Source organism: [Pantoea] beijingensis (assembly GCF_022647505.1).
Lineage (GTDB): Bacteria > Pseudomonadota > Gammaproteobacteria > Enterobacterales > Enterobacteriaceae > Erwinia > Erwinia beijingensis.
Map to the genome: position 1 here is coordinate 1,005,681 of NZ_CP071409.1, position 25,923 is coordinate 1,031,603.

Annotated in this window: 23 protein-coding genes, 1 tRNA gene, 1 rRNA gene and 1 other annotated feature; of the genes, 17 read left to right on the forward strand and 8 right to left on the reverse strand. The window is 49.3% G+C overall.

Annotated features, from left to right (window positions below):
- The first annotated feature begins 162 nt into the window (after window positions 1-162).
- From yqaB to luxS, 4 genes are all read left to right on the forward strand, one after another.
- On the forward strand, window positions 163-729 hold the full coding sequence (yqaB, locus tag J1C60_RS04510) for a fructose-1-phosphate/6-phosphogluconate phosphatase (protein WP_128178421.1): 567 nt from the start codon (window positions 163-165) through the stop codon (window positions 727-729).
- Entirely contained in the window at window positions 726-1,154 is a 429-nt protein-coding gene (locus J1C60_RS04515) for a YqaA family protein (protein WP_128178422.1), read from the forward strand. The genes yqaB and J1C60_RS04515 overlap by 4 nt, the downstream gene beginning before the upstream one ends.
- 79 nt (window positions 1,155-1,233) lie before the next feature.
- Window positions 1,234-2,796 carry a glutamate--cysteine ligase gene (gshA, locus tag J1C60_RS04520; protein ID WP_128178423.1) on the forward strand — a complete coding sequence of 521 codons (1,563 nt, stop codon included), beginning with the start codon at window positions 1,234-1,236 and terminating at the stop codon, window positions 2,794-2,796.
- A 150-nt stretch (window positions 2,797-2,946) separates the two neighbouring features.
- Entirely contained in the window at window positions 2,947-3,462 is a 516-nt protein-coding gene (gene luxS, locus J1C60_RS04525; RefSeq protein WP_128178424.1) for an S-ribosylhomocysteine lyase, read from the forward strand.
- Between the two features lie 75 nt (window positions 3,463-3,537).
- Here the strand turns inward: luxS and J1C60_RS04530 are convergent, their stop codons facing one another.
- Window positions 3,538-4,824: an HlyC/CorC family transporter gene (locus J1C60_RS04530; RefSeq protein WP_128178425.1), complete on the reverse strand. Its 1,287-nt coding sequence runs from the start codon at window positions 4,822-4,824 to the stop codon at window positions 3,538-3,540.
- A 25-nt stretch (window positions 4,825-4,849) separates the two neighbouring features.
- Window positions 4,850-5,638: a cytochrome C assembly family protein gene (locus tag J1C60_RS04535; protein WP_128178426.1), complete on the reverse strand. Its 789-nt coding sequence runs from the start codon at window positions 5,636-5,638 to the stop codon at window positions 4,850-4,852.
- Between the two features lie 166 nt (window positions 5,639-5,804).
- On the opposite strand from J1C60_RS04535, the gene ffh reads away from it, so the two are divergent.
- From ffh to tyrA, 8 genes are all read left to right on the forward strand, one after another.
- A complete protein-coding gene (gene ffh, locus J1C60_RS04540; RefSeq protein WP_128178427.1) occupies window positions 5,805-7,166 on the forward strand; it encodes a signal recognition particle protein in 1,362 nt (453 codons plus the stop codon).
- Between the two features lie 150 nt (window positions 7,167-7,316).
- Window positions 7,317-7,565 (forward strand): 30S ribosomal protein S16, encoded by a 249-nt coding sequence (gene rpsP, locus J1C60_RS04545; RefSeq protein WP_128178428.1) that lies wholly within the window; start codon window positions 7,317-7,319, stop codon window positions 7,563-7,565.
- A gap of 18 nt (window positions 7,566-7,583) precedes the next feature.
- Complete coding sequence (gene rimM / locus J1C60_RS04550) at window positions 7,584-8,132, forward strand: ribosome maturation factor RimM (RefSeq protein ID WP_128178429.1); 549 nt, start codon at window positions 7,584-7,586, stop codon at window positions 8,130-8,132.
- A 35-nt stretch (window positions 8,133-8,167) separates the two neighbouring features.
- Window positions 8,168-8,938: a tRNA (guanosine(37)-N1)-methyltransferase TrmD gene (gene trmD / locus J1C60_RS04555; protein ID WP_375139788.1), complete on the forward strand. Its 771-nt coding sequence runs from the start codon at window positions 8,168-8,170 to the stop codon at window positions 8,936-8,938.
- A gap of 46 nt (window positions 8,939-8,984) precedes the next feature.
- Window positions 8,985-9,332: a 50S ribosomal protein L19 gene (rplS, locus tag J1C60_RS04560; RefSeq protein ID WP_031374778.1), complete on the forward strand. Its 348-nt coding sequence runs from the start codon at window positions 8,985-8,987 to the stop codon at window positions 9,330-9,332.
- 320 nt (window positions 9,333-9,652) lie between these two features.
- The gene (locus J1C60_RS04565; RefSeq protein WP_128178431.1) at window positions 9,653-11,410 is read left to right on the forward strand and encodes a hypothetical protein; all 1,758 of its coding nucleotides are present in this window, start codon (window positions 9,653-9,655) and stop codon (window positions 11,408-11,410) included.
- A gap of 646 nt (window positions 11,411-12,056) precedes the next feature.
- Window positions 12,057-13,136 carry a 3-deoxy-7-phosphoheptulonate synthase gene (locus J1C60_RS04570; protein WP_128178432.1) on the forward strand — a complete coding sequence of 360 codons (1,080 nt, stop codon included), beginning with the start codon at window positions 12,057-12,059 and terminating at the stop codon, window positions 13,134-13,136.
- Between the two features lie 2 nt (window positions 13,137-13,138).
- Window positions 13,139-14,260 carry a bifunctional chorismate mutase/prephenate dehydrogenase gene (gene tyrA, locus J1C60_RS04575; RefSeq protein ID WP_128178433.1) on the forward strand — a complete coding sequence of 374 codons (1,122 nt, stop codon included), beginning with the start codon at window positions 13,139-13,141 and terminating at the stop codon, window positions 14,258-14,260.
- 71 nt (window positions 14,261-14,331) lie between these two features.
- Here tyrA and J1C60_RS04580 read toward each other — a convergent pair whose 3' ends face one another.
- From J1C60_RS04580 to bamD, 6 genes are all read right to left on the reverse strand, one after another.
- Window positions 14,332-15,057, reverse strand: coding sequence for a substrate-binding domain-containing protein (locus J1C60_RS04580; protein WP_128178434.1), 726 nt, complete (start codon window positions 15,055-15,057; stop codon window positions 14,332-14,334).
- Window positions 15,057-16,109 carry an ABC transporter substrate-binding protein gene (locus J1C60_RS04585; protein ID WP_128178435.1) on the reverse strand — a complete coding sequence of 351 codons (1,053 nt, stop codon included), beginning with the start codon at window positions 16,107-16,109 and terminating at the stop codon, window positions 15,057-15,059. Before J1C60_RS04585 ends, J1C60_RS04580 begins: the two co-directional genes overlap by 1 nt.
- 245 nt (window positions 16,110-16,354) lie before the next feature.
- Window positions 16,355-17,515: a bifunctional chorismate mutase/prephenate dehydratase gene (gene pheA / locus J1C60_RS04590; protein WP_128178436.1), complete on the reverse strand. Its 1,161-nt coding sequence runs from the start codon at window positions 17,513-17,515 to the stop codon at window positions 16,355-16,357.
- 21 nt (window positions 17,516-17,536) lie between these two features.
- Window positions 17,537-17,660: a sequence feature (Phe leader region), on the reverse strand.
- Complete coding sequence (gene pheL, locus J1C60_RS04595; RefSeq protein ID WP_195761729.1) at window positions 17,612-17,659, reverse strand: pheA operon leader peptide PheL; 48 nt, start codon at window positions 17,657-17,659, stop codon at window positions 17,612-17,614. It overlaps the preceding feature by 48 nt.
- Window positions 17,661-17,757: 97 nt before the next feature.
- Complete coding sequence (raiA, locus tag J1C60_RS04600; RefSeq protein WP_128178437.1) at window positions 17,758-18,090, reverse strand: ribosome-associated translation inhibitor RaiA; 333 nt, start codon at window positions 18,088-18,090, stop codon at window positions 17,758-17,760.
- 267 nt (window positions 18,091-18,357) lie between these two features.
- Window positions 18,358-19,089 (reverse strand): outer membrane protein assembly factor BamD, encoded by a 732-nt coding sequence (gene bamD, locus J1C60_RS04605; RefSeq protein WP_128178438.1) that lies wholly within the window; start codon window positions 19,087-19,089, stop codon window positions 18,358-18,360.
- Between the two features lie 130 nt (window positions 19,090-19,219).
- Between bamD and rluD the strand changes: the two genes are divergently transcribed.
- From rluD to J1C60_RS04630, 5 genes are all read left to right on the forward strand, one after another.
- Window positions 19,220-20,200: a 23S rRNA pseudouridine(1911/1915/1917) synthase RluD gene (rluD, locus tag J1C60_RS04610; RefSeq protein WP_128178439.1), complete on the forward strand. Its 981-nt coding sequence runs from the start codon at window positions 19,220-19,222 to the stop codon at window positions 20,198-20,200.
- Complete coding sequence (gene yfiH, locus J1C60_RS04615; RefSeq protein ID WP_128178440.1) at window positions 20,197-20,928, forward strand: purine nucleoside phosphorylase YfiH; 732 nt, start codon at window positions 20,197-20,199, stop codon at window positions 20,926-20,928. The genes rluD and yfiH overlap by 4 nt, the downstream gene beginning before the upstream one ends.
- A 112-nt stretch (window positions 20,929-21,040) precedes the next feature.
- Window positions 21,041-23,626 (forward strand): ATP-dependent chaperone ClpB, encoded by a 2,586-nt coding sequence (gene clpB / locus J1C60_RS04620; protein WP_182611448.1) that lies wholly within the window; start codon window positions 21,041-21,043, stop codon window positions 23,624-23,626.
- 476 nt (window positions 23,627-24,102) lie between these two features.
- Window positions 24,103-25,644 (forward strand): 16S ribosomal RNA (locus J1C60_RS04625).
- A gap of 89 nt (window positions 25,645-25,733) precedes the next feature.
- A tRNA-Glu gene (locus J1C60_RS04630) sits at window positions 25,734-25,808 on the forward strand.
- Window positions 25,809-25,923: the final 115 nt, after the last annotated feature.

The following is a 25,923-nucleotide window of genomic DNA, read 5'->3' on the forward strand; positions in this document are numbered from 1 at the left end:
CTAGTTACTTGTTACTGTCTGCGCCTGCTTTTTATTTTGCCTGTTTATCTGAATCCTGAAACGGCTACATCTTTCAAAGCACATGCGGTTTATCGCTGACAGCGACAATCCTTGCACTTTGCGATAAAGTAAAGACTCGTTTGCTCAATGTCCGGAGAGACAATGTACGCTTGCTATGATGGCCTGATTTTCGATATGGATGGGACCCTTTTGGATACGGAGCCAACGCATCGTAAGGCCTGGCATCAGGTACTGGCACGTTATGGAATGACTTTTGACGAAGCCGCAATGATTCGGTTGAATGGCTCGCCTACCTGGCGGATCGCGCAGGCGATCATTGAAAGCCACCAGACAGATCACGATCCCAGACTATTAGCCGCAGAAAAAACAGAATTGCTGAAAGATATACTGCTGGAAAGCGTTCAGCCGCTGCCGTTGGTTGAGGTGGTGAAAGTGTGGCATGGTCGCCGTCCAATGGCAGTAGGGACCGGAAGTGAACATGCTATGGCTGAAATGCTATTGCAGCACCTTGGGATCCGTCATTGCTTTGATTGCATAGTCGGTGCCGATGATGTTCAACGGCATAAGCCTGAACCCGAGACATTTTTACGCTGTGCGGCGTTAATGGGGGTAGCCCCAGAAAAATGCGTGGTTTTTGAGGACGCGGATTTTGGTATACAGGCAGCGAGAGCCGCTGGTATGGATGTTGTTGACGTACGTCTGTTGTGAGCGAATTACTTATTTATGCTTCGTTGTTTACCAGTAGTTTCCTGAGTGCCACTCTGCTTCCTGGCAGTTCTGAAGTGTTGCTGGCGGCTCTGCTGGTTGCAGGAAAGTCATCAGTTATTGGTTTAATTTTTATCGCTGCGTTGGGTAACACGCTCGGTGGATTGACAAACATTATTCTTGGCCGTCTGCTGTCACGAAAACGACAGGGACGGTGGCATGACACAGCCGTAACGTGGTTTCGTCGAGTTGGCCCTGCAGCGTTGCTATTCAGCTGGCTACCGGTTGTCGGCGACGTACTGTGCGTCGTGGCCGGATGGCTACGTCTTCCCTGGCTGCCAGTGACGCTGTATTTAGCTATCGGCAAAACCTTACGTTACATTGTGGTTGCAGCTGCAACCTTACAGAGCATGGAGTGGTGGCATTGAGTTGCGCATCGCGCATAGTCAAGGCTACGGTTAACATTATGCTAAACAATAATAAATTTTTCCTGAGCGGGAGGTCAATTTGATCCCGGATGTATCACAGGCGCTTTCCTGGTTGGAAGCCCATCCTAATGCGTTAAATGGCATCAGCCGCGGCATTGAGCGCGAAACATTACGTGTTAAGCCGGATGGCCTTCTGGCAACCACCGGACATCCCGATTCACTCGGTTCAGCGTTAACTCATAAATGGATTACTACCGATTTCGCAGAAACGCTGCTGGAGTTCATCACCCCTGTTGAGCAAGACATTGATCGTCTACTGGCTTTACTGCGTGATGTACACCGCCACGTTTCCCGCGATCTTGGTGAAGAGCGTATGTGGCCCTTCAGCATGCCATGCTTTATTGGCGCCGGAGATGAGATTGAACTGGCGCAATATGGCAGTTCAAACATTGGCCGAATGAAAACGCTGTACCGGCAGGGACTGAAGCATCGCTATGGTGCCTTGATGCAGACTATTTCCGGTGTGCATTATAATTTTTCACTGCCGCTATCTTTCTGGCAAGAGTGGGCAGGCGTAAAAGACATGGAGAGTGGCAAAGCCGAGATTTCAGAGGGATATTTGCGACTGATTCGCAACTATTACCGTTTTGGCTGGATTATCCCATACCTGTTTGGAGCGTCTCCTGCAATTTGTTCATCCTTCCTGCAGGGTAAAGAAAGTTCACTACCGTTTGAACGTAGTGAAAAGGGAATGCTCTACCTGCCTTACGCCACCTCTTTGCGGCTGAGTGATTTGGGGTACACCAACAAATCGCAGAACAATCTCGGTATTACGTTTAACGATTTGCCTACTTACGTTGATGCTTTGAAGAGGGCGATCAAAACGCCTTCCAAAGAATATGCTGAAATTGGCGTGAAAGATCGGGATGGTCAGTACCTGCAGCTCAATGCGAATGTGCTACAAATTGAAAATGAACTGTACGCACCGATTCGGCCAAAACGTGTAACGGCATCCGGTGAAGCTCCTTCAGACGCGCTGTTGCGTGGTGGCATTGAATATATTGAAGTTCGGTCGCTGGATATTAACCCGTTCTCGCCGATTGGGATTGATGCGCAGCAGGTGCGTTTTCTCGATCTTTTCCTGATTTGGTGTACGCTGGCTGAAGCGCCTGAAATGAGTAGTGCTGAGTTGCTTTGTACGCGTAAGAACTGGAATCGCGTTATCCTTGAGGGACGTAAACCAGGTCAAACTATCGGTATAGGGTGTGAAGATACACAGAAGCCACTGGTAGATGTTGGCAATGCTCTGTTCAGGGACCTTAAGCGCGTTGCGGAAACTCTGGATAGTAATCATGGCGATCGTCAATATCAGGATGTATGTGAACAACTCGTTGCCTCGTTTGACGATCCTGAGCTGACTTATTCTGCGCGTATTCTTCATGCTATGAAGGAAAATGGCATGGGGGGGACGGGACTGGCACTGGCAGAGCAGTACCGCCATTCGATGGCTGAAGAAGCGTTGGAAGTATTAAGCGAAGAGCAGTTTGAGAAAGAAGCGATACGCTCAAGGATGGCTCAGCAAGAGATTGAAGCGTCAGATACCTTAAGTTTTGAGGATTTCCTTGCCAGCAAGGCAGGGTAGAAAAGAAAAAGGCCACATCACTGTGGCCAAATTAACATCTCTGTTGTCAGGGATGATGATAACAAAATGCGCGTCTTTCACTTAGTAAGACGCATGCCGACGAGAAAAGTTTCATCTTTCTAAAAAAAATTTTTATACAGGAGGTGACTTATGCCACTGCTGGATAGTTTTACTGTCGATCATACCATTATGGCTGCCCCCGCGGTACGCGTGGCGAAAACCATGAACACGCCTCATGGTGATGCGATCACCGTTTTTGATCTGCGTTTTTGTAAGCCAAACAAAGAGGTGATGCCTGAGCGCGGTATCCACACGCTGGAGCACCTTTTCGCTGGCTTTATGCGTAATCACCTGAATGGTGATGGAGTGGAAATCATTGATATCTCTCCAATGGGCTGCCGTACCGGTTTTTACATGAGTCTGATTGGTACGCCAGATGAGCAGCGCGTTGCTAAAGCATGGAAAGGCGCGATGGAAGATGTGTTAAAAGTGCAGGACCAAAGAAAAATCCCTGAATTGAATGAGTATCAGTGTGGCACCTTTGAGATGCATTCGCTGGATGAGGCTCAGGATATCGCACGACATATCATTGAGAACGATATTCGCATTAATCACAATGATGAGCTCGCGCTTCCAAAAGAGAAGCTGCAAGAGTTGCATATCTAGTCCATTGACGATCTATTGTTCGGGCAATGAAAACGTTAAAAGGCGGCGATGACCGCCTTTTTTATTTCTGGAGGATCAGGAGCCTACGGATTCTTTTAGTGGTTTCTTCGGCGTGACTTTCACCTGTTTCACCATATTATCCTGTACATCCAGTATATCGATATCATAGTGAGTGATCTGCACTCGCGTACCGCTTTCTGGTATCTCTTCCAGCACTTCGAGCAGCATGCCATTAATGGTTCGTGCTTCTTCTTCAGGGAGTGACCAGTTAAAGGCTTTGTTGATCTCCCGCACGTTAGCTCCACCTTCAATCAGCACAGAACCATCATTTTGCGGCATCACTTCTTCTGCCAGTGTGGGCGACATGGAAGTGGTAAAATCACCGACGATTTCTTCCAGTATATCGTCAATAGTGATCATACCTTTGATATCACCATATTCATCCACAACTAACCCTGCTTTCTTTTTATTACGTTGAAACTTAACCAACTGAACGCTTAGCGGTGTCCCCTCAGGAACGTAATAAACTTCATCGGCTGCACGTAGCAGATTTTCTTTAGTGAACTTTTTTTTCTCCGTCATCATGCGATATGCTTCACGAACGCGCAGCATACCAATCGCGTCATCAAGCGAATCTCGGTACAGCACAATGCGTCCGTGAGGGGAGTGTGTCAGTTGGCGTACAATCGCTTTCCAGTCGTCGTTGACATTAATACCGACAATCTCATTGCGCGGCACCATAATGTCATCTACACCAACTTTTTCCAGGTCGAGTACCGATAGCAGCATATCCTGATTACGTCTCGACATTGTTGAACGAGACTCATAGACGATGGTTCGCAACTCGTCTTTGCTAAGTGCTGCGGTAATGGCACCATCGGTCTTCATGCCCACCATGCGCATCAGAAGGCGGGTGATAGTATTTAGCAACCAAACCAGCGGCATCATGATTATCTGTAGCGGACCGAGCAAAAAACTACTGGGGAAGGCCACTTTCTCGGGATACAACGCTGCAATCGTTTTAGGCAAGACCTCAGAAAATACCAAAACCACAAATGTCAGTATGCCTGTCGCAATGGCCACACCGGCATCTCCATAGAGTCGCATACCCACGATGGTCGCCAGTGAAGAGGCAAGAATATTGACCAGGTTATTGCCAATCAACACCAGGCTGATCAAGCGGTCGGGACGGCGCAGTAGCTTTTCAACCCGGCGCGCGGCGCGATGTCCATTTTTCGCCTGATGTCTCAGCCGATAGCGGTTGAGCATCATCATTCCGGTTTCAGAGCCTGAAAAATAAGCAGAAACCAGAACCATAATGATCAACGTGATAATAAGCGTGGTGGTTGAAACATGTTCCAACGCGATCATTCCTTGTTGTGAGTGCTCAGGATAGAAAGTGCTGCAGCATACGGCTGCCGAAATAAGCCATAGTCAGTAGTAGCGCGCCACTACAGTTAAACCAGACAACGCGACGTCCGCGCCAGCCTTCATGATAATGTCCCCAGAGAAGGACGATATAAACAAACCATGCCAGAATTGATAGTACGGCTTTATCTGCATTTTCGCGGCTGAAAAGATCGTTCATAAAGAAAAGCCCGGTGCAGAGCACCAAAGTGAGTAGCACAACGCCAACCTGGGTAATATGAAACATTTTACGCTCAATGCTCATCAACGGCGGCATATCATTACTGAAGGCGAGTTTTTTATTTTTCAGCTGATAATCGATCCACGCCAGTTGCAGCGCATACAGCGCGGCAATGATAAGCGTTGCATAAGCAAACAGCGCGAACCCAATGTGGATCATCATGCCGGGCGTAGTTTCCAGATGTGTAATAAAAGCATTTGGCACAAACGTCGCGAAGGCAAGGTTGATCAGCGCAAAGCTGTAAACAATAGGCAGCAATAGCCAACCGCGATTGCGCGAAGCGACAATCGTCATAATTGCGCAGATCAGTAAGCTGACCAACGAGCCGATATTAAGCAGGCTAAGATTCTGGCCGTTGCCCATGGTGAATATACGCTGTTCTAACGCTACGCCGTGTGAAAGTAAGGCCACCGAGGCAGAAACGATCGCCAGGCGGCGCCACGCGCTATTTTTACGCAGCAGACTGGGGATGATCAGGGCAAGGCTGAGTGAATAAGCGAACAGCGCTACAATCGCAAAAACGGACATAAATGTTGTCAGTACCGGCAAAGGCTAAGGAAAAAAGCAGTATAGCGCCAGCGGCAGCTTGCTCCAAACGATCTCAACGTCGATTGCAGAGATCGTCTTCGCTTCGTGTTATAATCCGCCGATTGTGTCGCCTGGGCGGCCTCTCTTATACGTTGAGCGAGAGACAATGTTTGATAATTTAACCGATCGTTTGTCGCAGACCCTGCGCAATATCAGCGGCCGTGGAAGGCTGACCGAAGAGAACATCAAAGAGACCCTGCGTGAAGTGCGCATGGCGCTACTGGAGGCTGACGTTGCGCTTCCGGTGGTTCGTGATTTTATCAATCGTGTTAAAGAGCGCGCGGTTGGTCATGAAGTTAATAAAAGCCTGACGCCAGGTCAGGAGTTCGTCAAGATTGTCAGGAACGAACTCGTGGCCGCGATGGGGGAAGAGAACAACACTCTGAATCTGGCGGCACAGCCTCCTGCCGTAGTACTGATGGCTGGTCTGCAGGGCGCGGGTAAAACGACCAGCGTTGCCAAATTGGGCAAATTCCTGCGTGAAAAGCATAAAAAGAAAGTGCTGGTGGTGTCTGCAGACGTCTATCGTCCGGCAGCAATACGGCAGTTGGAAACCCTGGCTGAGCAGGTTGACGTTGATTTCTGCCCATCCGATCTGAGCCAGAAACCGATCGATATCGTTAATAACGCGCTGCAGCAGGCAAAACTCAAGTTCTATGACGTTTTGCTGGTGGATACCGCAGGCCGACTGCACGTCGACGAAGCGATGATGGACGAAATCAAGCAGATACACGCGGCGATTAAGCCAGTGGAAACGCTGTTTGTCGTTGATGCCATGACCGGCCAGGATGCCGCGAATACCGCGAAAGCCTTCAATGAAGCACTGCCGTTAACGGGTGTGGTATTGACTAAGGTTGACGGTGATGCGCGTGGTGGTGCAGCGCTCTCTATCCGCCATATTACCGGCAAGCCGATCAAGTTCATGGGGGTTGGGGAAAAAACTGACGCGCTTGAACCGTTCTACCCCGACCGTATTGCTTCACGTATTCTCGGCATGGGCGATGTACTCTCGCTGATTGAAGATATCGAAAGTAAGGTTGACCGCGCACAGGCTGAGAAGCTGGCGAATAAGCTGAAAAAAGGCGATGGTTTCGATCTCAACGACTTCCTTGAGCAGTTGAAACAGATGCGTAATATGGGCGGAATGGCCAGTCTGATGGGCAAACTGCCAGGCATGGGACAGATTCCCGACAATGTAAAATCGCAGATGGATGACAAAGTTCTGGTGCGCATGGAGGCAATGATTAACTCCATGACGCGTAAAGAGCGTGAGAAACCAGAAATAATTAAGGGTTCGCGTAAGCGCCGTATTGCTACTGGTTCGGGTATGCAGGTGCAAGACGTTAACCGTATGCTAAAGCAGTTTGATGACATGCAGCGGATGATGAAAAAAATGAAGAAGGGCGGCATGGCCAAGATGATGCGCGGCATGAAAGGTATGATGCCTCCAGGTTTCCCTGGTCGCTGAGTTGGTCCGAAGATGGGACGGCGCAAAAGCTTAATCAGCTTTAGATTGCTTTTTGCGCCAAAATGAGTAAAATTTTCGGGCTTTTTATATTGCACCCGGGCCCCGTTCCCTCAATGGGGCCCGGTTGTTTTATTAACTAAAGAGGATGTTATGGTAACAATTCGTTTGGCACGTCACGGCGCGAAAAAGCGTCCGTTCTATCAGGTCGTCGTCACTGACAGCCGCAATGCACGCAACGGTCGTTTTATCGAGCGCGTTGGTTTCTTCAACCCGATCGCTTCAGGTCAGGCTGAACCACTGCGTTTGGATCTGGACCGTATCGAGCACTGGGTTGGCCAGGGCGCAACGCTTTCCGATCGCGTTAGCGCGCTGATCAAGCAAGCAAAAAAAGCAGCTTAATCTGTTACGGTGGTCAACATGAGCAAGCAACTCACCGCCAGAGCACCTGTTAAGCCGTTAATACTCGGCAAAATGGGTGCTGCCTATGGTATTCGTGGTTGGCTCAAAGTGTTTTCCTCCACCGAAGACGCCGAAAATATTTTTGACTATCAGCCGTGGTTTATCCAGCGTGCGGGTCAATGGCAGCTTGTCGAGCTGGAAGGCTGGAAGCGCCATAATCAGGACATGATCATCAAAGTCAAAGGCATTGACGATCGTGATAGTGCCGGGCTGTTCACCAATTGCGAGATTGTTGTGGATTCCGAGCAGTTGCCAGAGCTGGATAGTGGTGATTATTACTGGAAAGACCTTATTGGTTGCCAGGTTGTCACCACCAAAGGCTATGAGCTGGGTAAAGTCACTGAGCTGATGGAAACCGGTTCAAACGACGTTCTCGTCGTAAAGGCAAACCTGAAAGATGCATTCGGTGTGAAGGAGCGGTTAATTCCGTTTCTTGATGAACAGGTTATCAAGAATGTCGATCTCACTACCGGCACCATTGAAGTAGATTGGGATCCTGGTTTTTGACCTCCGAACTAAACGGTAATCAGGCGGCAGAATCAATGTGGATTGGGGTGATAAGCCTGTTTCCAGAGATGTTTCGCGCAATTACCGATTACGGGGTAACTGGCCGGGCAGTAAAAAATGGCCTGCTCAGCATTCAGAGTTGGAGTCCTCGTGATTTCGCTCATGATCGGCACCGTACCGTAGACGATCGTCCTTACGGTGGCGGACCGGGAATGCTAATGATGGTACAACCTTTACGGGATGCCATCCACGCAGCAAAAGCGGCGGCAGGAGATGGTGCAAAGGTGATTTATCTTTCACCTCAGGGGCGCAAACTCGACCAGGTCGGCGTTTGTGAACTGGCAACCCAGCAGAAGTTAATTCTGGTTTGTGGTCGCTACGAAGGGATAGACGAGCGCGTAATTAAAACCGAAATCGATGAAGAATGGTCGATTGGTGATTATGTTCTTAGTGGTGGTGAGCTGCCAGCAATGACGCTAATTGACTCGGTGTCCCGGTTTATCCCCGGCGTACTGGGTAAGCAGGCGTCAGCAGAGGAAGATTCGTTTTCCGAAGGATTGTTGGACTGCCCGCACTACACCCGACCTGAAGTGTTAGAAGGGATGGATGTCCCCGCAGTATTGCTGTCGGGAAACCATGCCGATATTCGCCGGTGGCGCCTGAAACAGTCGCTGGGCCGTACCTGGCTTAGAAGACCTGAACTTCTGGAAAACCTGGCTCTGACTGAAGAGCAAGCAAGGTTGCTGTCTGAGTTCCAAAAAGAATTCAGCAGGCAACAAAACGATGATACGGAAGATAAGCCTTAGGCTGGTCTCCTTAACTATCAGTTTACCCAGGATAAGAGATTTAATTATGAGCAACATTATCAAGCAAATTGAACAAGAGCAGATGAAACAGGACGTACCTTCATTCCGTCCGGGTGATTCCGTGGAAGTGAAAGTATGGGTCGTTGAAGGTTCTAAAAAACGTCTGCAGGCATTCGAGGGCGTGGTTATCGCTATTCGTAACCGCGGTCTGCACTCTGCATTCACTGTTCGTAAGATTTCTAACGGCGAAGGTGTTGAGCGTGTTTTCCAAACACACTCACCGGTAATCGACAGCATTACTGTGAAACGTCGTGGTGCCGTGCGTAAGGCCAAACTGTACTACCTGCGTGAGCGTACTGGTAAGTCAGCTCGTATCAAAGAGCGTCTTAACTAATAAACGGCTCACGCCGTCCAAAATAGTTAATATTTATCAAGGGGTTGGCGTAATGCTGGCCCCTTTTTTATTTGATTCGCCAATATATCCAGCAGCAAAGGGCACTTATACCGTTGTTGGTACATTTTGAGCCGCCTCACATTCCCGCAATAAAGTAGATGTTCTCTGCAACCAAATCGACTCAGCCACTACCCAATCATATCCTGTGCTAGCAGGCCGGGCGCCAGCATTTCAGAGTAAGCATGTCTTTCACTACTGTAAGTATGGTTGGCGTTACCATGATCAGGCTGCACGTGTCATTACTTTATGGGGTGAGCGTTATGAACGGAATTGGGGCGCAGTATAGTCAACCTGCCAGGGATCTATCCCATGAGCAATCTGTCATCGGCGATGAGGCTGGCCGTACTAATAATCAGCACAGTACTCGTAGTGTCAGCACTACCCAGAGTGTTACCGGGAAAGGCCAGGAAAATATCGATGCTATCAGCAAGTTATTACGTAACTATTTCACTGGCGGCGAGGATATGCACGAATTAGTTAACTCGCGAGCAACCGAGCTGGATAGCATGGGGTATAAACCGGATAGCATAAGGGCCGTATTAGATAAAGGGGAGAAGCTCGACACCTGGACCGCTGCGCTGTCTAACACTATTGCTACCGTCTCTTTTGCCGTATCAGGCTTCCCGGGTGCGGCGCTAGGAAAAGCGATCGGAGATGCACGGCATGCGGTTCCAGGATCGATGGCAGCGGATGTCATTAATGGTTTGTCCGGTGGTGGGATGGCGATGGTGCTGAAGGCCTTTTCTGACAAAGTGCTGTCGAAAGCGCTAAAAGATGCTACATGGATGGATGCAGATAAAGAACACCTTGTACCAGAAATGCAGACGTTGGTTTCACGTCGCGAAGGATACGCTTACAACCTGAAGCATGCGGTGATAGGTGGCTTGGGATTTGATGCTCGTAATGTGGTGAATGGTCTGGCTGCAGTAGGTGCAGCAGCAACATTGTCAGATGCGGGGCTTCAGAAAGTGAATACCGCAATGGGCACCTTACTCACGCCCGCTGCCGGCGCACTAAGTGCGGTATTAAGCCATAAAAAAAATAGTCTGAATGGCCCGGAGTTTTTATTGGGCCGCAATGACTGGCGAGAGCGTTTTGTAGAGTTGGATAACACCAGCGTTAGCGATCAGATGTTGTCAGGCGGGAAAAAAAGATTACTGTCTGCGCTGCAGAGTTTAGTGTCGCCGCGTGAGTTGGCTAAAGGGATTGTGAACCCACTCTCCGGGAATATGGTGGCGGAAATAATGACGCTGGGAGCCGGACTTGGTGGTGTTAATGCTTTAAGAAATTTGACACGTCAGGGCATGGAAGGCAGCACCATGAGTGCTGCGGCAAAGCAAACGGTAGAGCAAGCGGTTAATATTCTTTCAGCTGCAGCCGCTTATGCTGCTCAGGGGATAGCAGGCACGATTGCAGGTCCAGCACCTGGACATAACGATCAGGCTATTGATTCGTTCTTCAACAATCATCCTCTGCTGGAACCAAAAAACTGGTTAGGTAGCGGCACGGAAGCATCAGGTGATACTGCGAGTGAAGCATCATTATCGCCTGATATTAATCAGCCCGAAAGCAGCTCTGAGACTTCTGTCCAGCAAGGTTCCGGCAATATTTCACTGAGGAACAATGAGAACGTGGGTACTTTGCCCGACGGGACTACCCCGAGTCCCTCCGGTTCTATACGGTCGGAGGCGCGGGTAAGTTCTGAGGCCTCTGCCCAGCAAGATTCCGACAAAACTTCATTGGGCAGCACCAGTAGTTACGTGAGTGCGCGGGAAAGCCTGACGTCTGAGAGTGATGCAGCACGCAATCCATCGGGTAACGGAGCATCATCCTCACATGCCAGTAGTGAGTCTGTGGGCTCATCAGGTACGGCGGGGCCAGTCGATCGTGCGACATTGACTCAAGTGACATCGCGTGAACAACTCAACGCGCTGCAAATGGAGCGGAGAGTGATTGGAATGACTGAACCTAAGACACAGCCCATGCCCGGAGCGTGGGTTTCGGATGTTGGAGAATAGCGCCGATGAGTCGGATTGATAACGTTCAGGTAACGATTCGCGTAACCGTATCTTTTATAGAGTGGCAGGCTTTTTAACGCCGATAGTAAAAAGAGTGAGGTAAGGGAGGCGTTCAGGTTCAGGCTTATATCGCTTCTCTGTATTATTATTTGAATAAATTCAATAAAACAGCTGGCAAAGTCATTTCTGCCAGCTGTTTATATTGGCCACAACCCACAACCCACAACCCACAACCCACAACCCACAACCCACAACCCACAACCCACAACCCACAACCCACAACCCACAACCCTATGTTGCAAATTCAGCGTGGTTTTCTCTTCCGTGCCGTCACCAATAATGATGGTTGATAAACAGCAACGTAAGGACTGCTTCCGATATCAGTTGATACTCACCTGCTTATTAAGCATAGAAGCGTTATGTTTATAAATGACTGTAAAGTTTAATTTACAATTAATTTGTTTTTTATTTTTATAAGTATTTGATATTTATGTTTAAGTTTTGTTTTTGCAAATAAATAACTGCATGTGGTAAATAAACTGTACGCATATGGATTACATATTTTACATTTTATGGTAGAGTGTCTTCGACCTCATTGAGCGTGAGGATCATGACGAATGCAAACGAGAGAAAAAGGATCAGGATTATGCAAAAAGACGCGCTGAATAATGTTCATATTGCAGATGAGCAAATATTAATCACCCCGGAAGAGCTGAAAAAGCAGTTTCCTTTGAATGCCCAGCTTGAAGCGCAGATTGCCGCTTCCCGGCAGACTATTTCAGATATCATCCGCGGTGAAGATCATCGTCTGCTGGTGGTGTGCGGTCCATGTTCAATCCACGATCCTGAAGCTGCGTTAGAATATGCTCGTCATCTGAAAAACCTCTCTGAACAGTTGAAGGACCAACTGTATATCGTCATGCGCGTCTATTTTGAAAAGCCTCGTACCACTGTCGGTTGGAAAGGGCTGATCAACGATCCTTATATGGATAACTCCTTTGATATGGAAGCGGGTCTGCATATTGCTCGTCAACTGCTGGTCAATTTGGTGGAGATGGGGCTGCCGCTAGCCACTGAAGCGCTGGATCCTAATAGCCCGCAATACCTTGGCGATCTTTTTAGCTGGTCGGCGATTGGCGCGCGCACCACGGAATCACAAACCCATCGTGAAATGGCATCAGGTTTATCAATGCCAGTTGGTTTTAAAAACGGTACGGACGGCAGTCTTGATACTGCTATTAACGCAATGCGCGCTGCTGCTATGCCGCATCGCTTTGTAGGCATTAATCAGGCCGGTCAGGTTTGCTTGTTAAAAACGCAGGGTAATCCGGATGGACATGTAATTCTACGTGGCGGTAAAGCCCCAAATTATAGTCCGGACGATGTTGCGCAGTGTGAAAAAGAGATGCTGAAGGCGGGACTCCGCCCGGCCTTGATGATAGATTGCAGCCATGGTAATTCAAATAAAGACTATCGCCGCCAGCCAGGTGTAGCGGAATCAGCCGTCGCGCAGATCAAAGATGGTAACCGCTCGATTATTGGTTTGATGTTGGAAAGTAACCTTAATGAAGGTAACCAGACGTCCGAACAACCTCGTAGCCAGATGCGTTACGGCGTGTCCGTGACGGATGCCTGCATTAACTGGGAATCGACTGAGACGCTACTGCGTGAGATTCATCAGGATCTGAGCGGGGTGCTGACGGCGCGGTTATCAAAAGAGGATTAATTATGGTGGCTGAACTGACCGCGCTACGCGATCAAATTGATGAAGTTGATAAAGCGCTGCTCGATCTGCTGGCCAGAAGGCTTGATTTGGTCGCTGAAGTTGGCGAAGTAAAAAGCCGTTACGGATTACCTATTTATGTACCTGAGCGTGAAGCTTCGATGCTGGCTTCACGCCGTAAAGAGGCGGAATCACTGGGTGTTCCGCCCGATTTAATTGAGGATGTTTTGCGCCGCGTGATGCGCGAGTCCTACTCCAGTGAAAATGATAAAGGCTTTAAAACTCTGTGCCCTGAACTGCGTTCCGTTGTTATTGTTGGAGGGAAAGGGCAGATGGGGTGCTTGTTTGAGAAGATGCTGACACTTTCAGGCTATCAGGTGAAAATTCTTGATAAGGATGACTGGCATCAGGCAGACACGTTACTCAGCGATGCGGGCATGGTAATTATCAGTGTGCCGATTCATCTTACAGAACGCGTTATTGCGAGCCTTCCTCCACTTCCTGATGACTGTATTTTAGTCGATTTGGCCTCTGTTAAGAACCCGCCACTCCAGGCGATGCTTGCAGCGCATAGTGGTCCGGTATTGGGGTTACATCCGATGTTTGGCCCTGATAGCGGTAGTCTGGCAAAGCAGGTGGTGGTGTGGTGCGATGGACGTCAGCCAGAAGCTTATCAGTGGTTCCTGGAGCAGATTCAGGTATGGGGTGCACGTTTACATCGTATCAGTGCGGTTGAGCATGACCAGAATATGGCGTTTATTCAGGCATTGCGCCATTTTGCTACGTTTGCCTATGGTTTACACCTTGCTGAAGAAAATGTGCAACTTGAGCAGTTGTTGGCGCTTTCTTCGCCTATTTATCGTCTTGAACTGGCGATGGTAGGGAGACTGTTCGCGCAGGATCCACAGCTTTATGCTGATATCATCATGTCTTCGGAGAGCAACCTGGCGCTGATAAAACGTTATTATCAGCGTTTTGGCGAGGCGATTACGTTACTGGAAAAAGGTGATAAACAGGCGTTTATTGATAGTTTCCGTAAAGTTGAGCACTGGTTTGGCGATTACGCCAAGCGTTTTCTGGTTGAAAGCCGTACGCTTCTGCGCCAGGCAAATGATAACCGCCAATAACGTTAGATGATAAGGCCGACAGCGGCCTTATTCTTCGCGATCTAATGTGCGGCAGGTTTGATTTTACTGTCTTACCTGTTAAGCGGTATAAAGCCTTCCCTCTCTAAAATTGACTGCGCTCGTTCGGAAACTAAAAATGATGCTAATAACTGCGCTCTGGGATGACAAACCGCAAAAGCGTAGTTAGCGCGGATTTGATACGAAGCAGGAATTTCCATTACGGCGATATTGTCGCAATTGCATAATCGGAGTGCATAACTCTGGTAGCCGATAAAAATATCGGCCAACTGCTGTCTAATTATCCATTCTGCTGCCAGCTCGCCCTCCGGTACAACGAGTGAATCCGCCCCGCCAACTAGTGCTCGCGCACGCTGCTTCAGCGCTTTTCCTGCCTCTGGATGATTTTTTTCAATATGGTTAAAGAGTGCCCAGGTATAATCTCCAGAGGGATCGCTAATCGGAGTAGATGTGGCCACTTGCAACGCAGGATCGCTGAGAAGATCAATCCAGGTGCGTTGCTGTTGTGCAAGCCGTTGCGACATCGTCAGGCAAAGTTGATTGTGGCTGAAAATCATTACGCTTAAGGCCTTCCCTGTGTCCAGAAGTGTTTGTGGGTGCGTAACATTTGCTGAAACAAACAGATCGCAGGATTCGGCCAATTCAATACGTTGTCGCAGAAGGCCCGCGGGACCAAAAGCGGTGGTGACGGGCTGGGCACTGAGCTGAGCGAAAGCCGTGAGTATATCAGGCCACACGAGGCGTAGGCTGCCAGCTGCGAGTACCCGGATAGTCTCCATCAATCGTTCCCGCTGTAGTGAGTGCGGTAAAAACGCTGATACCAGCTATCTGCCCGCTTATGCATATCAATGTCACTGAATTGTGCCGGGTAAAGTTTTTGCGCCATCCACAATTCACCCAAGGCCATCGCTTCTGGCATTGGGTAACCCCAAGCCTTGGCATATTCCGGCATGAGATAAACACGGTGATTCTTTACGGCATCGACGGCTTGCCAGGCGGGTTGTTGGTTGATCTCATTGATAACTTGCGGATAGCGATCCTGCACAAAAATCACCTGAGGGTTCCAGGCAAGGATTTGCTCCATCGAAACTTGCTTAAATCCCTTAACCGTTGCAGCTGCTACGTTTAGCGCACCAGCGTGGGCCATCATCAGTCCGGTATATTTTCCTGATCCATAAGTTGTGAGGTCGGGATTAGCCATATAAACACGGATGCGCTGTTCAGGGGGAATAGTTTTAAGACGTTCGCTGACTTGTTGGCGCTGTGTGAAGGTTGCTTTAATCAGATCTTCTGCCTGGGCCTGATGATTTATCACTGTGCCAATAAGGCGTATGCCATCCCTTATCCCCTGGTTGTAGGCTTGTTCTTCATCCTGTAACTCCGGGTTGAGCTTATTCTGCTGTTGGTTGTCATCGCTGCGTAGAGAAATAGCGATAACGGCGATACCGAGATGCTGTATCTGGTCAATCATCTCTTGCGGAGCATAATTAGTGACAAAGACAACTTGCGGCCGTAATGCGACCAACTTTTCAAGATCGACATGTGTGAGATCGCCAAGTGCAGGAATGTTGTTCAGATCGGGAACAAGCCGCTGATAGTTATCACCCAACTGCTGTTTCCAGTTGCCCAAAATGCCGACCATGGTTTTAGTGGCGTCAAGCTGAACGAGTAGGTTAAGAGTTTGGTGCTGAAGAACAACCACCCGGTCCACACGATCCGGGATTGTCACTTTTCGGCCAAGCTGGTCGGTCACCTGGCGTGAAGCCTGCGCGTAAAAGGGTTGCAGGCCAAGAAGAAACATAAAACAAAATACCCACTGAAGTTTACGCATACCCTTTAATCCTCTTATCGTTATATATTCCATGATATAACGATAAGAGGTGGCAGGTAAACGATGGTTTGCCACCAGAAGAATCATGCGGCAGCTGCGTGCCCCGTCTCAATGTGTAAATGAATCTGAATCAGACACTCTGCCCGTGAGTGAGTCCATCATAAAAGGGCTTATTCTTCCCGATTGACTGTATAGTTTAAAAGTTAATGCTGGCTATTGAACTGCCCCGTATTTCTAGCAAGCGGTTATTGAGGTTCAGCAGGAATCACATTCTCGCTTGGGTAGCATCCCAGCACTTTTAGTGAACGGGTAATCGCAGTGAGCTCATTCAGTGCTTGTTGCATCTCTACTGAACGCAAATTTCCCTGCACATCCAAATAAAACATCTCTTCCCAGGGATTGCCATTAATGGGACGTGACTCTAGCTTGCTCATAATTAAATTATGCTGGCGCAACACCAGAAGGGCTTCAACCAATGCGCCTGCTTGTTGTCCCGTTGCCATAATTAATGTGGTTTTAGCGGGTACTTGATCTGAAACCTCAATAGGTTTGCGGGCCAGAATAATGAAACGTGTGATGTTCTGCTTTTGGTTGGCCAGATTGCGCTCCAGAACTTGTAAATGATATAACTCTCCTCCAGCTTCGCTACCCAATGCCGCCACGTGCGGTGAACCCATCTCTGCTACTTTTTCCATCGCGGCAGCGGTGCTTTCAGTGTATTCAATTTTCCAGTGCGGAAAACGATTAATAAACTGGCTACATTGCTGGAAGGGTTGAGGATGGCTATAAACAGTTTCGATTTGTTGTAAGTCGGTCGCTCCCGAAACCAGAACACAATGATTGATGGGAATTGTCATTTCACCAACAATAGACAAGCTCGTTTGCTGTAATAGGTCGTAAACGTCATTAATGGAGCCGGAACTGGTGTTTTCTATTGGTAAAACAGCATAGTCAGCTTGGCCTGCTTCAACCTGATGAATAATTTCATGAAATTTAAGGCAACCGCTTTCAACAAATGTCTCAAAGTGGCGTGCGGCATAGTTACGTGCGGCGAGATGCGAATAAGAGCCTTTAGGTCCGAGAAAAGCAATACGGGCAGAGCTGGCATGGGTTTTATTGAGATGCTTTTGCAGCAATGCCTGCTGGGTCAGCACTGAATCTTCAATAATTTGCTGGAACAAGCGGGTGATATAATGTGCATCAAGCTGGTGGTTTTTCCCCAACGTAATGAGATGCTCAAGTAGCGCGCGCTCGCGTTCAATATCACGAATAGGGCGATGGGTGGTCATTTTGGCCTTTGCTACTTCAATCGCCAACATTCGACGTTGCGAGAGCAGGGCGAGTAATTTTTCATCAACGGCGCTGATCTTATCGCGCAGTGCCAGTAAAGGGGTTTCGGGGTTCATATCGCTACCTGTCGTATGTCCAAAAAAAAAGCCTCCGCTTGGGAGGCTTTGTTGTTCGTCTTCGCATTCATTCTTACACGACGAATTGCCCCCCGGTCATGGGAAGGTAAAAAAGAATGCGAAGAAAAACGGTTGTAGTTTCATGATATTTTCCGTCAAGAACGAGTGTTTACAGTAACCGCTGCAATTTATGGCTGTCAATAAAAAACGCGCCGCGGGGCGCGTTCATTACGCTGCTTGCATTACTCCTGGTCCACCACACTCAAATCTTTTACGCTGGAACCTGCACGACGCGCTTCGCCTTTATGCTGAACCTTGTTCAACTGGCGCTCCAGTTTATTAATCAGCTCATTCACTGCCGCGTACATATCTTCATTTTTTGCGCTGGCGATTAGCGGGCCATTTGGCGTGTTGATGGTGGCATCAGCGACAAATTCTTTCGGCTCTTTTGATAGAACAATGTGCGGATTTATCAGATGAGTTTGCCATTTTTCGAGCTTCGCGAGACGGTCTTCGACATGCTGGCGGATAGCCGCGGTGATTTCCATTTGCTTGCTGGTAATGTTCAGAACCATAGTCGTTACCTCTCTGTCATTTCCGTCTTGGTGAATTCAGCATAGCGCGAAAAAGTCTCCAATGCGTGATTAAGATCACGAAAAATTGTCACTTTTTGTCAGTTGAAAGAAATTTGTGAGATGGGCTGATAAATCCCGCTAAAGGGGTTGCTGGTAACACTATTACAGCGCATTATTGACTGGATAACTCGGCTGAAAAATGCCAGAAGTGACATGTTTTGGAAAAAAATGGCAGCCCTTAGGCTGCCATTTTACGTATAAACCGCGTCAGGATTTATTAGCACTAATAATTTGTGCAACCTTATCCGCTTCGGCATTTAGCTGAAGCTGGCGATAAGCACTTTCCATTAGAGGTAAAGCCGTGCGTGTTGCTTGCGTATCGGGGTAATCTCTCATCATTTGCTCTACACGATTAACAACCGCGACATAAGCACCACGCTTAGTATAGAATTGTGCGACGGAAAGTTCGTATTTAGCCAGACGATCTTTCAGATATATCAGTCGTTTTCTGGCATCAGCCGCATATTGACTGTTCGGATAACCGCGCAGCAACTGCGAGAAATCTCGAAAAGCATCACGCGCATGCTCAGGGTCACGGTCTGAACGATCAACACCGAAGAACCCTTGTAACGCCGAATCATCCAGCGCCATATCCGTCAGACCCTTCATATAAATGACGTAGTCGATGTTTGGGTGCGTCGGGTTCAGGCGCATAAAGCGCTCAATTGCCGCTTGTGCCATCGGCAAATCGGCATTTTTATAGTAAGCGTAGATCAGATCTAGCTGAACTTGCTGGGAGTAAGGACCAAACGGATAGCGGTTATCGAGCGCTTCCAGTTGCGTTATTGCTCCTTTAAAGTTACCGTCCTGCAGTTTTTGCTGGGCCGTGGCATAGAGCTCAGATGGCGGGCTGTCAGGCACCACATCCTTGGAGCTGGAACAACCGACCAGCGCCAGGCTCAACGTGGCTGCAGCCACCAGATATTTCATACGCGTCATGACGATTTGATTATCCTCAGAGTGTTATTGCGGAAGCTGTCCGTTAAGCTCCCTTTAGTGACCATGTACGATAGCACATTATATTAAACGGCATCGCCGTGAAAACCCAACGTTAACGAAGAAGCTGTTTATGGCACAACAAGTACAACTCACCGCAACGGTGTCCGAATCACAACTCGGACAACGCTTAGATCAGGCTTTAGCGGAATTGTTCCCTGATTATTCACGTTCTCGCATAAAAGAATGGATCCTTGACCGCCGTGTGATGGTAAATGGCAACGTGGTTGATAGGCCGAAAGAAAAAGTGTTGGGCGGCGAACAAGTCGCAATCAATGCTGAAATTGAAGAAGATGTGCGCTGGGAAGCGCAGGATATTGCACTCAATATTGTCTATGAGGATGACGATATCCTCGTGATTAACAAGCCTCGGGATTTAGTCGTACATCCCGGTGCCGGAAATCCCGATGGTACGGTACTGAATGCGTTATTACATTATTATCCTGAGATTGCCGACGTTCCTCGTGCGGGAATTGTCCATCGACTGGATAAAGATACTACCGGATTAATGGTGGTAGCAAAAACGGTTCCGGCACAGACCCATTTGGTTGAGTCACTGCAACTACGGGAAATTACGCGTGAGTATGAAGCTGTGGCGATCGGCAATATGACAGCGGGCGGTTCGGTAAATGAACCAATTAGCCGTCATTCGACCAAACGCACACATATGGCGGTTCACCCTATGGGGAAACCAGCGACGACCCATTATCGTATTATGGAACATTTCCGTGCCCATACGCGTTTGCGGCTGCGTCTTGAGACCGGACGTACACACCAGATTCGCGTGCACATGGCACATATCAACCATCCATTGGTTGGCGATCAGCTCTATGGTGGACGTCCCCGCCCACCGAAAGGGGCATCGGAAGCTTTTATCGCAACGTTACGCAGCTTCGATCGCCAGGCGCTACACGCAACCATGCTTCGCCTCTATCATCCGATCTCCGGGATTGAAATGGAATGGCATGCACCGTTACCGCAGGATATGGTCGATTTGGTGAATGCATTGAAAGCGGATACCGAAGAGTTTAAAGATCAACTGGATTGGCTATGAATACGTTGATTATTCCTGACTGGCCGGCCCCCGCGAATGTGCAAGCATGTTCAACAACTCGATGGGGCGGCGCCAGTAAGGCCCCCTGGGATTCACTAAACCTGGGTAGCCACGTCGGGGATAATCTGGCGGATGTAGAAAATAACCGAGAAACGTTGATAGCGCTTGCAGGGTTGCCCTCAATGCCTGTCTGGATGGAACAGGTACATGGTACAGATGTACTACGTTTAAACGACAGTCTGCCCGAGTCAGTGCGCGCCGATGCCGCCTGGACCAGACAATCGGGTGTGGTTTGTGCGGCGATGACGGCTGATTGTTTACCTGTGCTATTTTGCTCTGATGACGGTACGCAGGTCGCTGCGGCTCATGCCGGCTGGCGGGGGCTTTGCGCTGGTGTATTGGAAGCGACTATTCGCAACTTTGATTGTCCAGTGAGCAGTATCCATGCTTGGCTTGGGCCGGCAATTGGACCGAATGCGTTTGAGGTAGGTGTCGATGTCTATGATGCATTTGTTGCTAAAGATGCGCAGGCCGCTCTCGCTTTTCGGGCGGCAGGGGATAAATATTATGCTGATATCTGGCAATTAGCGCGCCAGCGGCTTGAAGCTATAGGGGTTCATTCCGTTAGCGGGGGCGGGCTTTGTACCGTTTCGCAACCCGACAACTTTTTCTCCTGGCGGCGAGACGGCGTAACTGGCCGTCTGGCAAGTTTAGTCTGGCTGATATAACCTTGTGATTCAAGACGATCCAGTTTGTGCTTTTTTTCGCCAATATTCAGGTCAATAACCTTGAAAATTTGAGGTTTAACCTCATTTAATCTCCAGTAGCATTTTGACCTGTATGGGAGGAATTATGCGTCTGGATCGTCTTACTAACAAATTTCAACTTGCACTTGCCGATGCCCAATCTCTTGCTCTTGGGCGTGATAACCAATTCATTGAACCTCTGCACTTGATGAGCGCCTTGCTTAATCAGGAAGGGGGATCTGTGCGTCCGCTACTGACGACTGCGGGGGCGGACGTTACAGTATTACGTAGCAGCATAGAACAAGCTCTTAGCCGTTTGCCACAGGTGGAAGGTACGGATGGTGATATTCAGCCCTCTGCCGACCTGGTGCGTGTGCTCAATCTTTGCGACAAGCTGGCACAAAAGCGTGGCGACAATTTTATCTCTTCTGAACTCTTCGTTTTGGCTGCACTCGACTCCCGTGGTTCGCTGGCCGATCTCCTTAAATCTGCAGGAGCTACCAGCGACAGGTTAACGAAAGCAATTGAACAAATACGAGGAGGAGACAGCGTGAATGACCAGGGAGCGGAAGATCAGCGACAGGCTTTGAAAAAATATACTATCGATCTCACGGAGCGGGCTGAAATGGGCAAGCTTGATCCCGTCATTGGCCGTGACGAAGAGATCCGTCGTACGATTCAGGTATTACAGCGCCGTACTAAAAACAATCCAGTCCTGATCGGTGAACCGGGCGTAGGTAAAACTGCCATCGTTGAAGGGCTCGCTCAGCGAATTATCAACGGTGAAGTTCCCGAGGGGCTTAAAGGTCGTCGTGTACTGGCATTGGACATGGGTGCATTGGTCGCGGGTGCCAAATATCGCGGAGAGTTTGAAGAGCGCTTAAAAGGCGTACTTAATGATCTCTCAAAGCAGGAAGGCAACGTTATCCTGTTTATCGATGAATTGCACACTATGGTTGGCGCGGGAAAAGCGGATGGGGCAATGGATGCGGGTAACATGCTGAAGCCTGCACTGGCCCGTGGTGAACTTCACTGTGTTGGCGCCACCACGCTTGACGAGTATCGCCAGTATATTGAAAAAGATGCTGCGCTGGAGCGTCGTTTCCAGAAAGTATTTGTCGCGGAGCCTAGTGTTGAGGACACCATCGCGATTTTACGCGGCTTGAAAGAACGGTATGAGCTACATCACCATGTACAAATTACCGATCCGGCTATTGTCGCGGCGGCAACGTTATCACATCGTTATATTGCCGATCGCCAGCTACCCGATAAAGCCATTGACCTTATTGATGAGGCGGCTTCCAGTATACGTATGCAGATTGACTCCAAACCAGAGTCACTTGACCGTCTTGAGCGGCGCATAATCCAGCTTAAACTGGAACAGCAAGCGCTGAAAAAAGAGTCGGATGATGCCAGCATCAAACGTCTGGAAATGTTGGAAGATGAGCTAGGCCAGAAAGAGCGGGAATATTCAGAGCTTGAAGAGGAGTGGAAGGCAGAAAAAGCCTCACTCTCTGGTACGCAAACTATCAAGGCGGAGTTGGAGCAGGCTAAATTATCGCTGGAGCAGGCCCGCCGCATGGGTGATTTGGCTCAAATGTCTGAGTTGCAATATGGCAAAATCCCGGAACTGGAAAAGCAACTGGCAATGGCTACCCAGTCAGAAGGGAAAACCATGCGCCTGCTGCGCAATCGCGTTACCGACGTCGAGATTGCAGATGTACTCGCACGCTGGACTGGTATCCCTGTCGACCGAATGATGGAAGGTGAGCGAGATAAGCTATTGCGCATGGAGCAGCAGTTGCATCAGCGTGTGATTGGCCAGGATGAGGCTGTTGAAGCCGTGTCGAACGCAATCCGGCGCAGTCGAGCTGGACTGGCTGACCCGAATCGCCCTATTGGTTCCTTCCTGTTCCTTGGGCCAACGGGCGTCGGGAAAACGGAGCTTTGTAAAGCACTGGCGAACTTCTTGTTCGATAGCGATGATGCCATGGTTCGTATCGACATGTCAGAGTTTATGGAGAAACACTCTGTATCGCGTTTAGTGGGGGCACCTCCAGGATATGTTGGTTACGAAGAAGGCGGCTATCTCACCGAGGCTGTGCGGCGGCGCCCTTATTCAGTCATTTTGCTTGACGAAGTAGAGAAAGCTCATGCGGATGTATTCAACATTTTGTTGCAGGTGCTGGACGATGGACGCCTCACCGATGGACAGGGCAGAACGGTCGATTTCCGTAATACCGTTGTGATTATGACATCTAATCTGGGCTCCGATTTGATCCAGGAGCGTTTTGGCAATCTGAACTACAGCGAAATGAAAGAAGTGGTGATGACGGTTGTCGGCCATCATTTTCGTCCGGAGTTTATCAACCGCATTGACGAGCTCGTGGTGTTTCATCCGCTGGGTGAGAAACACATCGCTTCTATTGCGAAGATTCAGCTGCAACGCCTTTACGATCGTCTGGAAGAGCGAGGTTTCACTATTCATATCTCTGATGAGGCGCTAACACAGCTCGCTGAGCATGGGTACGATCCGGTTTATGGCGCACGTCCTTTAAAACGGGCGATCCAGCAACAAATCGAAAACCCATTGGCGCAGCAGATTCTTTCTGGGGCATTAGTTCCCGGGAAAACAATCGAGATGGATGTGAAGGATGGCACTATTGTTGCCCATCAATAAATGATTATTACGTATAGAACGGGCCTTGATGGCCCGTTTTTGTCTGTAAAATAGGCAGTTGAAGGTGAATTGAGAGTATTTTGCCTGAAAAGTAAGCGGTTGAGATATTTCTTTGATTTAACACTTGTCAGCCGTCAGGAACTGCCTATAATGCGCCTCCACTGACACGGAACAACGGCTTACAGGCCGCCGGGTCAGAGGTTCAGAACACACTGAACCGCCAGAGAAAAAACCTCCTTAAAAAGGGTTGACTCTGAAAGGGGAAAGCGTAATATACGCCACCTCGCAGCAGCAGGCGAAGCCGCTGACTGCACCGCTCTTTAACAATTTATCAGACAATCTGTGTGGGCACTCGCAGGATTGATATCAACGTCTCCGGACGTAAAAAATATCAAGTCTTAAGAGTGAACACGTAATAAATTCATTACGACGTTTTCCTTGAGCATCGCTTCACGAGTTGAAGCAAATCAAACTTTAAATTGAAGAGTTTGATCATGGCTCAGATTGAACGCTGGCGGCAGGCCTAACACATGCAAGTCGAACGGTAGCACAGAAGAGCTTGCTCTTCGGGTGACGAGTGGCGGACGGGTGAGTAATGTCTGGGGATCTGCCCGATGGAGGGGGATAACTACTGGAAACGGTAGCTAATACCGCATAACGTCGCAAGACCAAAGTGGGGGACCTTCGGGCCTCACACCATCGGATGAACCCAGATGAGATTAGCTAGTAGGTGGGGTAACGGCTCACCTAGGCGACGATCTCTAGCTGGTCTGAGAGGATGACCAGCCACACTGGAACTGAGACACGGTCCAGACTCCTACGGGAGGCAGCAGTGGGGAATATTGCACAATGGGCGCAAGCCTGATGCAGCCATGCCGCGTGTATGAAGAAGGCCTTCGGGTTGTAAAGTACTTTCAGCGGGGAGGAAGGGAGAGAGGTTAATAACCTTTTTCATTGACGTTACCCGCAGAAGAAGCACCGGCTAACTCCGTGCCAGCAGCCGCGGTAATACGGAGGGTGCAAGCGTTAATCGGAATTACTGGGCGTAAAGCGCACGCAGGCGGTCTGTTAAGTCAGATGTGAAATCCCCGGGCTCAACCCGGGAACTGCATTTGAAACTGGCAGGCTTGAGTCTCGTAGAGGGGGGTAGAATTCCAGGTGTAGCGGTGAAATGCGTAGAGATCTGGAGGAATACCGGTGGCGAAGGCGGCCCCCTGGACGAAGACTGACGCTCAGGTGCGAAAGCGTGGGGAGCAAACAGGATTAGATACCCTGGTAGTCCACGCCGTAAACGATGTCGACTTGGAGGTTGTGCCCTTGAGGCGTGGCTTCCGGAGCTAACGCGTTAAGTCGACCGCCTGGGGAGTACGGCCGCAAGGTTAAAACTCAAATGAATTGACGGGGGCCCGCACAAGCGGTGGAGCATGTGGTTTAATTCGATGCAACGCGAAGAACCTTACCTGGTCTTGACATCCACAGAACTTTCCAGAGATGGATTGGTGCCTTCGGGAACTGTGAGACAGGTGCTGCATGGCTGTCGTCAGCTCGTGTTGTGAAATGTTGGGTTAAGTCCCGCAACGAGCGCAACCCTTATCCTTTGTTGCCAGCGGTTCGGCCGGGAACTCAAAGGAGACTGCCGGTGATAAACCGGAGGAAGGTGGGGATGACGTCAAGTCATCATGGCCCTTACGACCAGGGCTACACACGTGCTACAATGGCGCATACAAAGAGAAGCGACCTCGCGAGAGCAAGCGGACCTCATAAAGTGCGTCGTAGTCCGGATCGGAGTCTGCAACTCGACTCCGTGAAGTCGGAATCGCTAGTAATCGTGGATCAGAATGCCACGGTGAATACGTTCCCGGGCCTTGTACACACCGCCCGTCACACCATGGGAGTGGGTTGCAAAAGAAGTAGGTAGCTTAACCTTCGGGAGGGCGCTTACCACTTTGTGATTCATGACTGGGGTGAAGTCGTAACAAGGTAACCGTAGGGGAACCTGCGGTTGGATCACCTCCTTACCTGAAGATACCTTCCGGCGCAGTGTCCACAACAGATTGTCTGATAGATGTAATGAGCAAGACGGCTGCGAAGTCGTGACACTATTCGTGTCCCCTTCGTCTAGCGGTTAGGACTCCGCCCTTTCACGGCGGCAACAGGGGTTCGAATCCCCTAGGGGACGCCACTTGCCGGCTGTGGGTGAAAGACACAACTGATACAATATCTCAAAACTGGCTTACGAGTCACGTTTGAGATATTTGCTCTTTAACAATCCGGAACAAGCTGAAAATTGAAACGAC

What these genes read in the sequence shown, in the direction of transcription:
- rplS (WP_031374778.1), top strand. Translation starts at nt 8,985, where the DNA reads ATGAGCAACATTATCAAGCAAATTGAACAAGAGCAGATGAAACAGGAC.
- J1C60_RS04565 (WP_128178431.1), top strand. Translation starts at nt 9,653, where the DNA reads ATGAACGGAATTGGGGCGCAGTATAGTCAACCTGCCAGGGATCTATCC.
- luxS (WP_128178424.1), top strand. Translation starts at nt 2,947, where the DNA reads ATGCCACTGCTGGATAGTTTTACTGTCGATCATACCATTATGGCTGCC.
- tyrA (WP_128178433.1), top strand. Translation starts at nt 13,139, where the DNA reads ATGGTGGCTGAACTGACCGCGCTACGCGATCAAATTGATGAAGTTGAT.
- pheA (WP_128178436.1), bottom strand. Translation starts at nt 17,515, where the DNA reads ATGAACCCCGAAACCCCTTTACTGGCACTGCGCGATAAGATCAGCGCC.
- trmD (WP_375139788.1), top strand. Translation starts at nt 8,168, where the DNA reads ATGTGGATTGGGGTGATAAGCCTGTTTCCAGAGATGTTTCGCGCAATT.
- ffh (WP_128178427.1), top strand. Translation starts at nt 5,805, where the DNA reads ATGTTTGATAATTTAACCGATCGTTTGTCGCAGACCCTGCGCAATATC.
- J1C60_RS04585 (WP_128178435.1), bottom strand. Translation starts at nt 16,109, where the DNA reads ATGCGTAAACTTCAGTGGGTATTTTGTTTTATGTTTCTTCTTGGCCTG.
- yqaB (WP_128178421.1), top strand. Translation starts at nt 163, where the DNA reads ATGTACGCTTGCTATGATGGCCTGATTTTCGATATGGATGGGACCCTT.
- raiA (WP_128178437.1), bottom strand. Translation starts at nt 18,090, where the DNA reads ATGGTTCTGAACATTACCAGCAAGCAAATGGAAATCACCGCGGCTATC.
- clpB (WP_182611448.1), top strand. Translation starts at nt 21,041, where the DNA reads ATGGGAGGAATTATGCGTCTGGATCGTCTTACTAACAAATTTCAACTT.
- rluD (WP_128178439.1), top strand. Translation starts at nt 19,220, where the DNA reads ATGGCACAACAAGTACAACTCACCGCAACGGTGTCCGAATCACAACTC.
- J1C60_RS04535 (WP_128178426.1), bottom strand. Translation starts at nt 5,638, where the DNA reads ATGTCCGTTTTTGCGATTGTAGCGCTGTTCGCTTATTCACTCAGCCTT.
- bamD (WP_128178438.1), bottom strand. Translation starts at nt 19,089, where the DNA reads ATGACGCGTATGAAATATCTGGTGGCTGCAGCCACGTTGAGCCTGGCG.
- J1C60_RS04570 (WP_128178432.1), top strand. Translation starts at nt 12,057, where the DNA reads ATGCAAAAAGACGCGCTGAATAATGTTCATATTGCAGATGAGCAAATA.
- J1C60_RS04580 (WP_128178434.1), bottom strand. Translation starts at nt 15,057, where the DNA reads ATGGAGACTATCCGGGTACTCGCAGCTGGCAGCCTACGCCTCGTGTGG.
- yfiH (WP_128178440.1), top strand. Translation starts at nt 20,197, where the DNA reads ATGAATACGTTGATTATTCCTGACTGGCCGGCCCCCGCGAATGTGCAA.
- rimM (WP_128178429.1), top strand. Translation starts at nt 7,584, where the DNA reads ATGAGCAAGCAACTCACCGCCAGAGCACCTGTTAAGCCGTTAATACTC.
- rpsP (WP_128178428.1), top strand. Translation starts at nt 7,317, where the DNA reads ATGGTAACAATTCGTTTGGCACGTCACGGCGCGAAAAAGCGTCCGTTC.